Origin of the sequence: Cryobacterium sp. TMT4-10 (genome assembly GCF_004403275.1) — a bacterium.
Taxonomy (GTDB): Bacteria; Actinomycetota; Actinomycetes; order Actinomycetales; family Microbacteriaceae; genus Cryobacterium; species Cryobacterium shii.
Genome location: NZ_SOGU01000088.1, coordinates 78,617 through 91,516 on the forward strand (window position 1 = coordinate 78,617; position 12,900 = coordinate 91,516).

Genomic DNA, 12,900 nt, shown 5'->3' on the forward strand with positions numbered 1-12,900 from the left:
AGGGAGTAGTGTCGACCCTCGTGACTCCAGAGGTAAGCCCCCCGGCACCAGAAACACGATCACCGAAACGGTGGATCATCGGCGACCCTCTCTCGACGGAGAAGCTCGAAGGCCAGTTGCTGCCCAAGCACCTCGCCCTGCCGATCTTCGCGAGCGACCCGCTGTCGAGCGTGGCCTACGCCCCGCAAGAGCTCCTGATGATCCTCACCCTCGGCGGGCTGGCCTTTCTCAGCTTCGCACCGTGGGTCGCGGCCGTCGTCGTGCTGCTGCTCGTGGTGGTCACCGCCTCCTACCGCCAGCTGATCAAGGCGTACCCGTCCGGCGGCGGCGACTACGAGGTCGCGCACAAGAACCTCGGCGAGAAGGCCGGCCTGGTCGTCGCCTCCGCCCTGCTGGTGGACTACGTCATGACCGTGGTCGTGTCGGTGGCCAGCGGCGTGGATAACATCATCTCCGCCCTCCCGGGACTCGCTCCCTTCCGGGTGGAGTTCGCCGTCTTCTTCGTGATCCTGCTGGCGGCGGTCAACCTGCGGGGTGTGCACGAATCCAGCAAGGCGTTCGCCATCCCGACCTACCTCTTCATCGCGAGCGTGCTCCTGATGGTCGTCGTCGGTCTCACCCGGGTCGCCCTGGGCGACACCCCGATGGCCGAATCCGCGGGCTACGAGGTGGAGGCCCAGAACCTCGCCCAGTCCGCGTTCATCCTGCTGCTGCTGCGATCCTTCGCCAGCGGATGCAGCGCGCTCACCGGCGTCGAGGCGATCGCCAACGGGGTGCCCGCGTTCAAGCATCCCAAGGTAAAGAACGCCCAGCGCACGCTGGTGCTCATGGGTGGCATCGCCATCACGCTCTTCGTCGGGCTGACGACCCTGGCCCTCTTCTCCAAGGTGCACTACGCGGAGAACCCCTGCGACTTGATCGGCTGGCAGGAATGCGCCACCTCCCCGCAGCGCAGCCTGATCGCGCAGATCGCGGCGGCCACCTTCGGCAACAACTCGATCATGTTCTTCGTGCTGCAGGCCGCGACCGCGGCCGTGCTCCTCCTGGCCGCCAACACGGCGTTCAACGGCTTCCCCCTGCTCGGCTCGGTGCTCGCCAAGGACTCCTACGCGCCGAAGTCGCTCAGCACCCGCGGTGACCGCCTGATCTACTCGAACGGCGTGCTGCTGCTCGCGTTCTTCGCCTGTGTGATCCTGGTCATCTACCAGGCCAACCTGACCGTGCTGATCCAGCTGTACATCATCGGCGTCTTCGTCTCCTTCACGCTCGGGCAGACCGGCATGGTGCGGCACTGGCTGTCCCTGCTCAAGACGAACCCGCCGAACCGGGCATCCATCGTCGCCAGCCTGTCCATCAACGGTTTCGGCGCCCTCCTGACCGGGGTGGTGCTGATCGTGGTGACCATCACCAAGTTCACCCACGGCGCCTGGCTCGTGTTCGTGCTGATGCCGGTGCTGTTCACCCTCATGCTCGGCGTCAACCGGTACTACCGGGACGTCGCCAAGGAAATCGAAGTCGACTCGGAGACGACGTTCGGCTCCCAGGGCGACCACGCGATCGTGCTGGTGGGCAAGATGCAGAAGCCCGTGCTCAAGGCACTCGACTACGCGATCGCCGCCCGGCACGAGAGCATCGAGGCCGTGCACATCTCGATCGACAACGAGGAGACCAAGGAGCTCAAGCGCGCCTGGGTGAAGCAGAACATCCAGGTGCCGCTGCACATCGTGCAGTCTCCCTACCGGGACATCAGCTGGCCGTTGATCAGCTACATCAAGGATCGTCGCGAGGACCACGGCTCCGAGGTCGTCACCGTGTACACGCCGATCTACATCGTGGGGCATTGGTGGGAGAGCCTGCTGCACAACCACAAGGCCCGGCGGCTGCGCCAGAAACTGATGCTCGTGCACGGCGTCACCATCGCGCTCGTGCCCTGGCTGCTCGACTCCTCCGAGCTCATCTACGGGCGGCGCTCACGCCCCGTGCCCGGGCAGGACCGGCGCGGCGAGCCCGTGCGTCCCCGCCCGATCCCACGGCGACCGCTCGCCCCGGCCACCAAGGAGATCCCGGTCAGGCAGTCGGCCGTCGTGGGCGTCACCCCGCCGAAGTCGCGGCCGTCGGCCGCCCGCCGGCGAAAGCGAAAGTAGCCATGCTGCGGCTGGGGTCGGCCGTCTTCCTGGGCGGAATGGCCGGCACCGGCCTCCGGCTCGGAATCGACCTGGCCCTCCCGCACGCTGACGCCGAATTCCCGGCCGGCACGCTCCTCGCCAATGTCGTCGGCGCGTTCCTGCTCGGCTGGCTGGTGGCCGGCCTCTGGACCCGGCCGGCCGTGCCGTCCTGGCTCAAGGCGGCCCTCGGGGGCGGCGTGCTCGGCTCGTTCACGACCTTCTCCGCCGTGATGGTCTCGCTGGTGGCGCTGGTCTCCGCGGGTTTCTCGCCGCTGGCCTGGGCCTATCTCGCGGCCACGCTCCTGCTCGGATTCGCGGCAGCGGCGCTGGGACTCCGGCTGGGCGGCCGGGCCGCGGCAGAGCGCCTTCCACTCGGCGGCACGGATGCCGGGGTCACCCCGTGAGCGTCGGCTTGGTCCTCGGCGTGCTCGTCTGCGGCGGCGCGGCAGCGGTCATCCGTTTCCTGGTGTCCCGCGCCCTGCCGGCCGGCCCCGGACGACTCCCCCTGGGCGTGCTGATCGTGAACGTTGTGGGCGCGCTGGTCGGCGGCGTCGTGCTCGGACTGGCCGAGCGCGCGGCCGTCTCTCTGGAACTGCGCCTGATCCTCCTGACCGGCGTCTGCGGCGGGCTGACCACCTTCAGCACCTGGAGCGTCGAGACGGTCGAACTCCTGCTCAGGGGGCGCTGGCGGGCCGGCGCGGTCAACCTGGTCGGCACTCTGCTGCTCGGATTCCTCGCCTGCGGCGCCGGGTATCTGCTCGCCCGCTCAGGCTGATCCCAGCGCGCGGTCGTACACTAGCGAGTGCGCGGTTTCAGAGCAGTGCACAGCGTCAAGCGCGTCAGTGGGGCCTGCGGGTCATCATGCTAAACTGACGGCTAGTTTTCACCATTCCGTTCGGCAACTCCCGGGAGATTCACTCCTCACCCGGCCTGGCATCGTTAGGGGGTCACGCATGGGGCGCGGCCGTCAAAAAGCAAAGCACACCAAGGTCGCCCGCGAGCTGAAGTATTTCAGCCCGGACACCAACTACAACGCGCTCGAACGCGAGCTCACCGGGCATCCGGTCGATGACCCGCGCCTCGACGAAGACCTGGCGAAGTGGCCGGAATACGAAGCCGGCAAGCCCGGTAAGGGCTCCGACGATGCTTCTGGCGACGACGACGACCAATACGTCGATCACTACGCGACCGAAGACGAGCAGAAGCGCGCCTAGCCCCGCGCCCCTCCCTGTCGGCCCCCTCCGTCACCGCCGGGCATCATCCGTTCGCGCGTGCGCTCAAATGGCCGCCATCGTTTCATCGATGGCGGCCATTTGAACGCACGCGGCGACCGACTAGTTCGCGTAACCGCCGACGAGGCGCACGGCCCCGCCGTTGACGCCCTTGGCGCCCTGCTCGAAGCCCGCGAGGTCGTGCGGCGCGGTCGACACGCGGCCGGCGACCCAGGCCGGGATCCCGTCGGCGGCGAGACGTGCGATCACGGATGACGCGGCATCCGCCGAGACGACGGCGAACATGCCCACACCCAGGTTCCAGGTTCCCTCCGAGCTCTCCAGCGAGGCGCCCGCCATGTCGCTGAGCACCCGGAAGACGGGGGACGGGGACCAGGTGGACCGGTCGACCTCGACCCAGGCCCCGAGCGGGAGCACGCGGGCGAGGTTCGCCGCGATGCCGCCGCCGGTGACGTGGCTGAGCGAGTGCACGACGCCGGCCAGTTCGGGGTCGGCCAGCACGCTGAGCAGCGGTCCGGTGTAGAGGCGGGTCGGCTCCAGCAGCACCTCGCCGACCACGCCGCCGAGCTCGGCGGAGGTGTCGGTGTAGCCGATGCCGCGCTGTGCGAGGATGTGCCGCACGAGCGAGTAGCCGTTGGAGTGCAGCCCGGAGGAGGCCATCGCCACGACGACGTCGCCGTGGCGCACGTTCTCGGCGCCGAGCACCTGGTCGGCCTCCACCACGCCGGTGGCGGCGCCGGCGACGTCGTAGTCGTCCACGCCGAGCAGGCCGGGGTGCTCGGCGGTCTCGCCCCCGACGAGGGCGGTTCCGGTGTCGGCGCAGGCGCGGGCGATGCCGGCGACGATGTCCGCGATGCGTTCGGGGACGACCTTGCCGCAGGCGATGTAGTCGGTCATGAAGAGCGGGCGGGCCCCGACCACGACAATGTCGTCGACGACCATCCCGACCAGGTCCTGGCCGATGGTGTCGTGCTTGTCGATGGCCTGGGCGATCGCGACCTTGGTGCCGACGCCATCCGTGGACGTGGCCAGCAGCGGGCGGCGGTAGGAGGTGAGGAACGATACGTCGTAGAGGCCGGCGAAACCGCCGAAACCGCCGAGCACCTCGGGGCCGTGCGTCTTGGAGACGGCGGCCTTCATCAGGGAGACGGCCAGGTCGCCGGCCGCGGTGTCTACTCCGGCTGCCGCATATGAAGCGTTGCTCATTCTTGTCTTCCTGGATCGCCGATCGGGGACTTGCCCTGTTTGACCAGGGTTTCTTCGTGAAGAGGGTCGAGGTCGAGGCGCTCAGCGGGGTCGAGCAGAGGCTCGAATTCCGAGTCGGGGCCCGGGTCGCATCCATTCGAGGCTGCGGCGGGTCGTTCGAGCAGGTTCTTGCCCAGGTGCGCCGAGTCGGGCAGCGGGATCGGGTAGACGCCGGTGAAGCAGGCCGTGCACAGGCGTTCGGGCGGCTGCTCGGTGGCGGCGATCATGCCCTCGGGTGACAGGTAACCGAGCGAGTCGGCGCCGATGGCCTGGCGCACCTCGTCGACGCCGAGGCCGGTCGCGATGAGTTCGGCCCGGGAGGCGAAATCGATGCCGTAGAAGCATGGCCAGGTGATCGGCGGGCTCGAGATGCGCACGTGCACCTCGGCGGCGCCGGCTTCCCGCAGCATGCTGACCAGGGCGCGCTGGGTGTTGCCACGCACGATCGAGTCGTCGACGACGATCAGGCGCTTGCCCTTGATCACGGCCTTGAGCGGGTTGAGCTTGAGCTTGATGCCGCGCTGCCGGATGGTCTCGGACGGCTGGATGAAGGTGCGTCCCACGTAGGAGTTCTTCACCAGGCCCTGGCCGAACGGGATGCCGGAGGCCTGCGCATAGCCGATCGCGGCCGGCGTGCCGGATTCGGGGGTCGGGATGACCAGGTCGGCCTCGACCGGGTATTCCTGGGCCAGGCGGCGACCCATCTCGACCCGCGCCTCGTGCACCCCACGGCCGGCGATGGTCGTATCGGGGCGGGCCAGGTAGACGTATTCGAACACGCAGCCGGCGGGCTTCGCCTCGGCGAAACGCTGCGTGCGCAGGCCGTCCTCGTCGATGGTGATCAGCTCGCCCGGCTCGACCTCGCGCACGAAGCTGGCGCCGACGATGTCGAGGGCGGCGGTTTCGGAGGCGACGACCCAGCCACGCTCGAGGCGGCCCAGCACCAGCGGGCGAACGCCCTGCGGGTCGCGGGCGGCGTAGAGGGTGGTCTCGTCCATGAAGACGAGGCAGAAGGCGCCGCGGAGGCGGGGCAGCACCTCGAGCGCCGTGGCTTCCAGGGTGTGGTCGAGGTCGCCGGTGAACAGCGCGGTGATCACGGCGGTGTCGGTGGTGTTGCCGCGGGCGAGCTCGCCCTCCACCTTCGGGTAGCGCTCGTGCACGAGCTGCAGGAGTTCGGCCGTGTTGGTGAGGTTGCCGTTGTGGCCGAGGGCGACCGTGCCGCCCGAGGTGCGACCGAGGGTCGGCTGCGCGTTCTGCCAGCTCGACGAGCCGGTGGTCGAGTAGCGGGTGTGCCCGACGGCGATATGGCCGATCAGGGTGCTCAACGCGGCCTCGTTGAAGACCTGGGAGACCAGGCCCATGTCCTTGTAGATCAGGATCTTGGAGCCGTCACTGGTGGCGATGCCGGCCGATTCCTGGCCGCGGTGCTGCAGGGCGTACAGGCCGAAGTAGCTGAGCTTGGCCACCTCTTCGCCGGGCGCCCAGACACCGAAGACGCCACAGGCATCCTGCGGCCCCTTCTCACCGGGAAGAAGATCGTGACTTAATAGTCCGTCGCCACCAGCCAAAATGGATGCCTCTTTTACTGTCAGTGCTCTGAGTTCTTAGGCTCCGAGAATCGCGTGCTCTGAGTTGTGCGGGGCTCTGAGATTCGTGCGTTCTCAGTTCTGGTCGGAAAGACGGGAGCCGGATGCGGAATCCGGTGCCCCGGCGTCGCGCAAACCTTGGGCGTTCAGTCTATCGACGACGACCGTGCGGGCACGGCGGCCGATCACACGGTCGATCACGATCGCGGCGACGGCGCCGACGGTGACGCCAAGGGCGACGCCGGCGAGCAGCAGGAATCCGAAGACCTGGGCCGCGCCGAATTCGGCGTTCGCCGGAAAGGCGAGGGTGAGGATGAAGGCGGTGATCGCACCGATCACGGCCCCGAGGATCATGAAGTTGAAGTAGCGCGGCGAACGGCGCACGGTGACGCTGGCCTTGTCGACCACGGTCTCGCCGGCTCCGGACTCGCCGGCTCCGGACTCGACGGCTTCGGACTCGCCGGCTCCGGACTCGCCGGCTCCGGACTCCGCGGACAGGTGCTCGGGTTGCTGGGCTGAAGTCACCTCCCTATTCTCGCACGGGCGCGCGGGACCGAGGCTGGGCGTTCCCCGGGCGGCTGCGGCCGCCGCGTGATCCCGCGATCTATCGCGCGTGCGCCCAAGTTGTCGCCTTGCCGAGGCGGATAGCGGCAGGTGGGGCGCACGCGTGGGCACCTGCGCTCAGCCGGGCGGATGCGAGACTGGTGCGGTGAACAGGATCGCGGTACTCGGTAGCGCCAACGTGAACCTCGTCGTGCGGCAGCCGCGGTTGCCGCGGCCGGGTGAGACGCTTTTCGGAACCGGTTTCAGTTCTGAGCCCGGCGGCGCGGGACTGAACCAGGCGGTCGCCGCAGCCCGGCTCGACGCGGGGGTGGACTTCCTGGGGATGGTCGGCGAGGACGCACACGGAGAGCAGATCCGCCGGCTGCTGGCGCGCGAGGGGATCCCGGACGACGGGCTGGAATCAGCCGTCGAGCCGACCGGCACGGCGCATACTGCCGTCGTCGACTCGGGCGAGAACTCGATCGTCGTCGTTCCCGGCGCCAACGCCGCACTGACCGCGCTGAGCCGCACCCAACGCGAGGCGATCGAGCGCGCGGCGTTCCTGATGATGCAGTGCGAACTGCCCGTCTCGGCGCTGGTGGAGGGACTCGCGGCGGCGCGGGCAGCCGGAGTCTTCACGGTGCTCACCCCGGCGCCGGTGGTGACACTGCCGGACGGGTTCCTCGACCTGGTCGACCTGATCGTGCCGGGCCGGCTCGAGGCCGCCGCCCTCACCGGCCAGAGCGACCCGGTGCGGGCGGCCGAGCTGCTCAGCGCCGGCGGCACCTGGGCGATCGTCACCCTGGGCGCGGAGGGCTCCGTGGTCGCGTTCGACGGCTCCGTGCTGGGCCTGGCCCCGGCCCGTCCGGTGCGCGCCGTCGATACGACCGCGGCCGGCGACACGTTCGTGGGTGTGCTCGTCGCCCAGCTGGCCGCGGGCGCGGACCGCGGCGCGGGAGCCGGTGGCGGCGATGCGGGTCGAGGTGCTGGCGTTGGTGCGGGTGGTGCCGGTGGTGCGGCCATCGGCGGGCGGTCCATCAGCGCGACGGCCATGATCGATGCGGTGCGCTGGGCGACGGTCGCATCGTCCGTGGCGGTCACACGGCCGGGCGCGACGAGTTCGATGCCCACCCTCGCTGAGGTCACCGCGATCCTCGCCTGACAGCCTCCCGCGCACCCCGCGCTCCCCGACCCCGTCACAGTCATGGTCACGAGAGCGGGCGGGAGAGCGGGCGGGAGAGCGGCTCGAGCGGAACTCGAGCGGGTCTGCCGGCGGGACGGGGCAGCGCGGACTAGAGCAGCGGGAGGTGCGCGGCGAGGTCGGCCCGGCTCCCGGACGCGTGGATGCGCCCGGTCGCGAGCCCGTCGGGCCAGGCCAGGGTGCCGGTGACGAGGGCGAGCCAGGTGGCGGCATCCGTCTCGACGACGTTCGGCGGTGTGCCGCGGGTGTGACGCGGCCCGGCGATGCACTGCACGGCGCCGAAGGGCGGCACCCGCACCTCGAGGGTGTTGCCGGCGGCCTGCTCGGCCAGCAGCTGCAGCGTGTAGCGCACTGCGAGCGCACGGATGTCCCGGCTCGCCGCCGCCTGCTCCGCCGCGAACGCGCGCACCGCCGCGCGTCCCGCCCCGTCGTCGATCCTCGCTCGTGCCATGCCTCCAGTCTGCCGCGTGCACGAGCCGCTCAGTGCCCCCGCGCGCTGCTCGGTGCCCCCGCGTGCACGAGCCGCTCAGTGCCCCCCGCCCCCGCGCTGCGCCGGTGGCGCGCCACGCGCGCAGCGGCGTAGCTTCCGCGCAACAGCCGCGCGCCATCCCGGGCCATCGCGCATCCCGCGCAACTCCCCCGAGACCGCACGACACTCCACGACACTCCCCCGCGACAGCACGACACTCCCCCGCGATCCCAGCTGCCCACGCCATCCGCGAGCTCGAGTGTGCCCGTTCCGGTCGAGCGCGCCCGTTCCGCCGGCCACTCTCGACCGGAACGGGCACTCTCGGGGCCACGAGTCCCGCGCCGCGGAGGCGCGCCGTGGACGTAGCGGGAGCGACGGCATCCGCTAACCTGACGGGGTGAAGATTCTGGTCCTCGGTTCCGGTGCCCGCGAGCACGCCATCATCACCGCGCTGCTCCGCGAGGAGCCCCGCCATGACATCGTGGCCGCGCCCGGCAACGCCGGGATCGCCCGGGATGTGCCGGTGGTGCCGCTCGACCCGGCCGACCCCGAGCAGGTCACCAACTACGCGAACCTGAACGGCATCGAGCTGGTCGTGGTCGGGCCGGAGGCCCCCCTGGTCGCCGGTGTCGCCGATGCGCTGCGCACCCGCGGAATCCCCGTCTTCGGGCCCGGCCAGGCCGCGGCCGCCCTCGAAGGCAGCAAGACCTTCGCCAAGCGCATCATGGACACCGCCGGCGTACCCACCGGACGCGCCGAGCGTGCCGGCTCGCTCGCCGAGGCCACCTCCGCACTGGACGAATTCGGCGCCCCCTACGTAGTCAAGGCCGACGGACTCGCCGCCGGCAAAGGCGTGCTCGTCACCTCAGACCGCGACGCCGCGCTCGCCCACGCCACCTTCTGGCTGCAGCACGGCAGCGTGCTGATCGAGGAATTCCTCGACGGGCAGGAGGTCTCCCTTTTCCTGCTCAGCGACGGCCACACTGTGCTGCCGCTATCCCCCGCCCAGGACTACAAGCGCCTCGGCGACGGCGACCTCGGCCCCAACACCGGCGGCATGGGCGCCTACTCGCCGCTGCCCTGGCTCGACGCCGAATTCGGCAGCGAACAGGCCTTCATCGACGAGGTCATCGAGACGATCGCTCTCCCCACCGTGCGCCAGCTGGCCGCCGAAGCCACCCCCTTCATCGGGCTGCTCTACTGCGGGCTCATTCTGACCGTCGACGGCATCCGGGTGATCGAATTCAACGCCCGGTTCGGCGACCCGGAAACCCAGGTCGTGCTGCCCCGCCTGGTCACGCCGCTGTCCGGCCTGCTGCTCGCTGCATCCACCGGGGGGCTCGGCGGCCTGGCCCGCCCGGTCTTCTCGGCCAACGCCTGCGTCACGGTCGTGCTCGCCAGCGAGAACTACCCGGATGCGCCCGTCACCGGGCGTCCGCTGGGCGGGCTCGGCGCGGTATCCGGCGTGTCCGGCGTCACGGTCGCGCACGCGGCGACCGCCGTGATCGACGGCGCCCTCGTCTCCACCGGCGGGCGGGTGCTCAGCGTCGTCGCGGTCGGCGACGGCTTCACGGATGCCCGCGCCCGCGCCTACGAGGCTCTCGCCCTGATCACCCTCGAGGGAGCCCAGTACCGCACCGACATCGCCGCGCGCGTCGCCGACTGAGCACTGGACCGCGCACTCGGCAGAGTCGCCCGCCTTCCCTGTCCGCGATGTGCATAACTCCGGCAATTTCGCGCTCCGTCTCGACGGATTCCCGGAATCGCGCGGCGGACCAAGCGCCGGGCAGCGAATTGCAGTAGTTATGCAGCCCCCGGCGGAGAGGCTCGCCACCCCGGGCGCCGACTCGGTTGTGGCCAACTCAGGACGCTCGGCGAGAACCGGCCCGAACCGCCCGGAAACACGCGGGCGAATGACGCCGGCAGCGCGATTCTCCTGAGTAAGCCCCCCGGGCGAGCGGCACCAGCCCGTCCGACGAGCCGATCGTTCGCGCCAACGAGCGCTGGTGCGCGAGAATGTAGCCGTGACCGCACACGACCAGCCCACCGCATCCGTCCCGCTCGACCTTCCGGGCTGGCGCCACGCCTACTCGGGCAAGGTGCGCGACCTCTACGTTCCCCAGGACCAGGACCAGGACCAGGACCAAAACACGGATGCCGCCGCCGACCTCGCCACCGCCGCGCGCGTGCTCGTGGTCGCCAGCGACCGCGTCAGCGCTTTCGACCACGTGCTGGAACCCGGCATCCCCGGCAAGGGCGAACTGCTCACCACCCTCAGCCTGTGGTGGTTCGACCAGCTCGCGGGCATCCCCAACCACCTCCTGCCGGACCACACCGTCAACGGCGCGGTCACCAGCCTGATCCCGGCGGCCGTCGCCGGGCGCGCCATGCTCTGCAAGACGCTGGACATGTTCCCGATCGAATGCGTCGTGCGCGGGTACCTGACCGGATCGGGCTGGAAGGAATACCAGACCGCCCGGACGGTGTGCGGCATCCCGCTGCCCGCCGGCCTGCAGAACGGCGACCGCCTGCCGGAGCCCATCTACACTCCCGCCTGGAAGGCCCCGATGGGCGAGCACGACGAGAACATCTCGTTCGAACGCACGGTGGAGCTGGTCGGGGCATCCGTCGCCGCCGAGCTGCGTCGCCTGTCGCTGGAGATCTTCGGCCGCGCCTCCGGCATCGCCGAGAAGGCCGGCGTGATTCTCGCCGACACCAAGTTCGAGTTCGGCGCCGACCGCGTCACCGGCGTCATCACGCTTGCCGACGAGGTGCTCACCAGCGACTCGAGCCGCTACTGGGACGCCTCCCTCTGGCAGTCGGGCACGACGCCCGAGCAACGGATGGCCAGCTTCGACAAGCAGATCGTTCGCGACTGGCTCGCCGCCCACTGGGACCAGACGGGCACTCCGCCGGAGCTCCCGGCCGAGATCATCGAGCAGACCGCGGCCCGCTACCTCGAGCTGCTCGAACGCCTGACGCACGCCGCCTCCGCGGCGTAATCCCGCGCCGGACGCAGCCCGGCGGAGGCCTCCTCGACGACGCGGCGCGTCACAGTTTCGCGGCTCCGGGCCGCAAAATGATACGCTCCGCGCATGCGTATCAAGATGTGCAGTGTCCACGTGAACGACCCCGCCGCTGCGTTCGACTTCTACACGTCCGTGCTCGGATTCCAGGAATTGCTGACGATGCCGGAGCACCAGCTCTATGTCGTGAAGTCCCCGGAAGATCCCGACGGCGTCGGCCTCCTCCTCGAGCCCAGCGACAACAGGGTGTCCCAGAAGTACGCGCAGGGCATCCGCAGCCTCGGCCTGCCGGCCATCGTGTTCGGCTCCCCCGATGTGCGCGCCGAGTACGAGCGACTCCGCGCCCTCGGCGTGCATTTCATCGGCGAACCGAGCACGGATGCCTCCGGCACCTCCGTTCTCTTCGACGACACCTGCGGCAACCTGATCCAGCTGCACGAGGACTGAGCGGGCCGCCCGTCGCCCGCCGGCGGAATACGGGGCGCGCGGCATCCGTTAACGCAGGTGTGACGAGATCTGCGAACGACCTCCTGCCCGCGTCGACCGGGATGGGCGCGGTGACCCTGCGCGTCGGAAACCTCGACGCCATGATCGCGTACTACCGAGATGCGGCGACCCTCACGCTGCTGAGCCACGACGGCCCGATCGCCGTGCTCGGCCGCGGGAGCACGCCGATCGTGATCCTGCAGCACGCCCCGGAGTTGGCCGCCGCCGAGCCGCGGTCGAGCGGACTCTTCCACACCGCGATCCTGTTCGAGACGCAGGCGCAGCTCGCCGCGGCCGTCTACTCGGTGGGCACGACGCATCCGGGATCGTTCACCGGCAGCGCCGATCACTTGGTCAGCCAGGCCTTCTACTTCAACGACCCCGAGGGCAACGGGATCGAGCTCTACTGGGACCGCGACCGCACCGAGTGGAGCTGGACCCACGGCCAGGTCGAGATGGCCACCCTCTACCTCGACCCCAACGCCTTCATCGGCGAGCACCTCACCCGGGACGGGCAGGCGCATCCGTCGACCGGCACCGCGATCGTCGGCCACGTGCACCTCTCCGTCGGCGATGTCGCCACGGCCCGCGAGTTCTACGTGGACCGGCTCGGCTTCGAGGCCACGGCCAGCCTCGGCGGCTCGGCCCTGTTCGTCTCCGCCGGCGGCTACCACCACCACATGGCCATGAACACCTGGAACAGCGCGGGCTCCGGCCGGCGCCGCCTGGCCCTCGGGCTCGGCGAGGTCGACATCATCCTGCCCGGCACCGACGACATCGGCGCCCTGAACGAACGGATGTCCCACTTCGGAGTGCAGACCCGTCACGACGGGCAGACCCTCGGCTTCGACGACCCGTGGGGCAACCAGATCGTGGTGCGCACGAAGTAGCCCGGGGCGCCGCGCCCCACAGTGCCGCGCCCGCGCCGCGCCCGCGCCGCGCCCGCG

At 70.2% G+C, this 12,900-nt stretch carries 13 protein-coding genes; 9 read left to right on the top strand and 4 right to left on the bottom strand.

The features are described from left to right. Positions 1-20 precede the first annotated feature (20 nt). The 4 genes from E3T42_RS12555 to E3T42_RS12570 all read left to right on the top strand — a co-directional run bounded on the left by E3T42_RS12555 (position 21) and on the right by E3T42_RS12570 (position 3,379). Entirely contained in the window at positions 21-2,144 is a 2,124-nt protein-coding gene (locus tag E3T42_RS12555) for an APC family permease (protein ID WP_134365012.1), read from the top strand. A 2-nt stretch (positions 2,145-2,146) separates the two neighbouring features. Next, positions 2,147-2,569, top strand: coding sequence for a CrcB family protein (locus tag E3T42_RS12560; protein ID WP_134365011.1), 423 nt, complete (start codon positions 2,147-2,149; stop codon positions 2,567-2,569). Beyond that, positions 2,566-2,940 (top strand): fluoride efflux transporter CrcB, encoded by a 375-nt coding sequence (gene crcB, locus E3T42_RS12565; RefSeq protein ID WP_134365010.1) that lies wholly within the window; start codon positions 2,566-2,568, stop codon positions 2,938-2,940. Before E3T42_RS12560 ends, crcB begins: the two co-directional genes overlap by 4 nt. Before the next feature lie 178 nt (positions 2,941-3,118). Then, on the top strand, positions 3,119-3,379 hold the full coding sequence (locus tag E3T42_RS12570) for a DUF3073 domain-containing protein (protein ID WP_134365009.1): 261 nt from the start codon (positions 3,119-3,121) through the stop codon (positions 3,377-3,379). Between the two features lie 120 nt (positions 3,380-3,499). On the opposite strand, the gene purM is transcribed toward E3T42_RS12570, so the two are convergent. The 3 genes from purM to E3T42_RS16890 form a co-directional block, all read right to left on the bottom strand. Continuing rightward, complete coding sequence (gene purM, locus E3T42_RS12575; RefSeq protein ID WP_134403099.1) at positions 3,500-4,603, bottom strand: phosphoribosylformylglycinamidine cyclo-ligase; 1,104 nt, start codon at positions 4,601-4,603, stop codon at positions 3,500-3,502. Further along, positions 4,600-6,210, bottom strand: a complete 1,611-nt coding sequence (gene purF / locus E3T42_RS12580; protein WP_134365007.1) for an amidophosphoribosyltransferase — start codon at positions 6,208-6,210, stop codon at positions 4,600-4,602. Before purF ends, purM begins: the two co-directional genes overlap by 4 nt. A gap of 93 nt (positions 6,211-6,303) precedes the next feature. Next, positions 6,304-6,753: a hypothetical protein gene (locus E3T42_RS16890; protein ID WP_174776689.1), complete on the bottom strand. Its 450-nt coding sequence runs from the start codon at positions 6,751-6,753 to the stop codon at positions 6,304-6,306. Between the two features lie 184 nt (positions 6,754-6,937). Here E3T42_RS16890 and E3T42_RS12595 point away from each other — a divergent pair, with 184 nt between their 5' ends. Then, the gene (locus E3T42_RS12595; protein ID WP_134365004.1) at positions 6,938-7,933 is read left to right on the top strand and encodes a ribokinase; all 996 of its coding nucleotides are present in this window, start codon (positions 6,938-6,940) and stop codon (positions 7,931-7,933) included. A gap of 130 nt (positions 7,934-8,063) precedes the next feature. Here E3T42_RS12595 and E3T42_RS12600 read toward each other — a convergent pair whose 3' ends face one another. Then, the gene (locus E3T42_RS12600) at positions 8,064-8,423 is read right to left on the bottom strand and encodes a sterol carrier family protein (protein WP_134365003.1); all 360 of its coding nucleotides are present in this window, start codon (positions 8,421-8,423) and stop codon (positions 8,064-8,066) included. Between the two features lie 415 nt (positions 8,424-8,838). Here E3T42_RS12600 and purD point away from each other — a divergent pair, with 415 nt between their 5' ends. The 4 genes from purD to E3T42_RS12620 all read left to right on the top strand — a co-directional run bounded on the left by purD (position 8,839) and on the right by E3T42_RS12620 (position 12,843). Continuing rightward, positions 8,839-10,107 carry a phosphoribosylamine--glycine ligase gene (gene purD, locus E3T42_RS12605; RefSeq protein WP_134366759.1) on the top strand — a complete coding sequence of 423 codons (1,269 nt, stop codon included), beginning with the start codon at positions 8,839-8,841 and terminating at the stop codon, positions 10,105-10,107. Positions 10,108-10,465: 358 nt separating this feature from the next. Beyond that, positions 10,466-11,443, top strand: a complete 978-nt coding sequence (locus E3T42_RS12610) for a phosphoribosylaminoimidazolesuccinocarboxamide synthase (RefSeq protein WP_134366760.1) — start codon at positions 10,466-10,468, stop codon at positions 11,441-11,443. A 93-nt stretch (positions 11,444-11,536) separates the two neighbouring features. Further along, positions 11,537-11,914 carry a VOC family protein gene (locus tag E3T42_RS12615; RefSeq protein WP_134366761.1) on the top strand — a complete coding sequence of 126 codons (378 nt, stop codon included), beginning with the start codon at positions 11,537-11,539 and terminating at the stop codon, positions 11,912-11,914. A gap of 101 nt (positions 11,915-12,015) precedes the next feature. Further along, a complete protein-coding gene (locus E3T42_RS12620; protein ID WP_134403101.1) occupies positions 12,016-12,843 on the top strand; it encodes a VOC family protein in 828 nt (275 codons plus the stop codon). Positions 12,844-12,900 lie beyond the last annotated feature (57 nt).

Coding starts and splice junctions, on each gene's coding strand:
- E3T42_RS12600 (WP_134365003.1), bottom strand. CDS start 8,423: ATGGCACGAGCGAGGATCGACGACGGGGCGGGACGCGCGGCGGTGCGC.
- E3T42_RS12615 (WP_134366761.1), top strand. CDS start 11,537: ATGCGTATCAAGATGTGCAGTGTCCACGTGAACGACCCCGCCGCTGCG.
- E3T42_RS12560 (WP_134365011.1), top strand. CDS start 2,147: ATGCTGCGGCTGGGGTCGGCCGTCTTCCTGGGCGGAATGGCCGGCACC.
- E3T42_RS12620 (WP_134403101.1), top strand. CDS start 12,016: ATGGGCGCGGTGACCCTGCGCGTCGGAAACCTCGACGCCATGATCGCG.
- E3T42_RS12570 (WP_134365009.1), top strand. CDS start 3,119: ATGGGGCGCGGCCGTCAAAAAGCAAAGCACACCAAGGTCGCCCGCGAG.
- purM (WP_134403099.1), bottom strand. CDS start 4,603: ATGAGCAACGCTTCATATGCGGCAGCCGGAGTAGACACCGCGGCCGGC.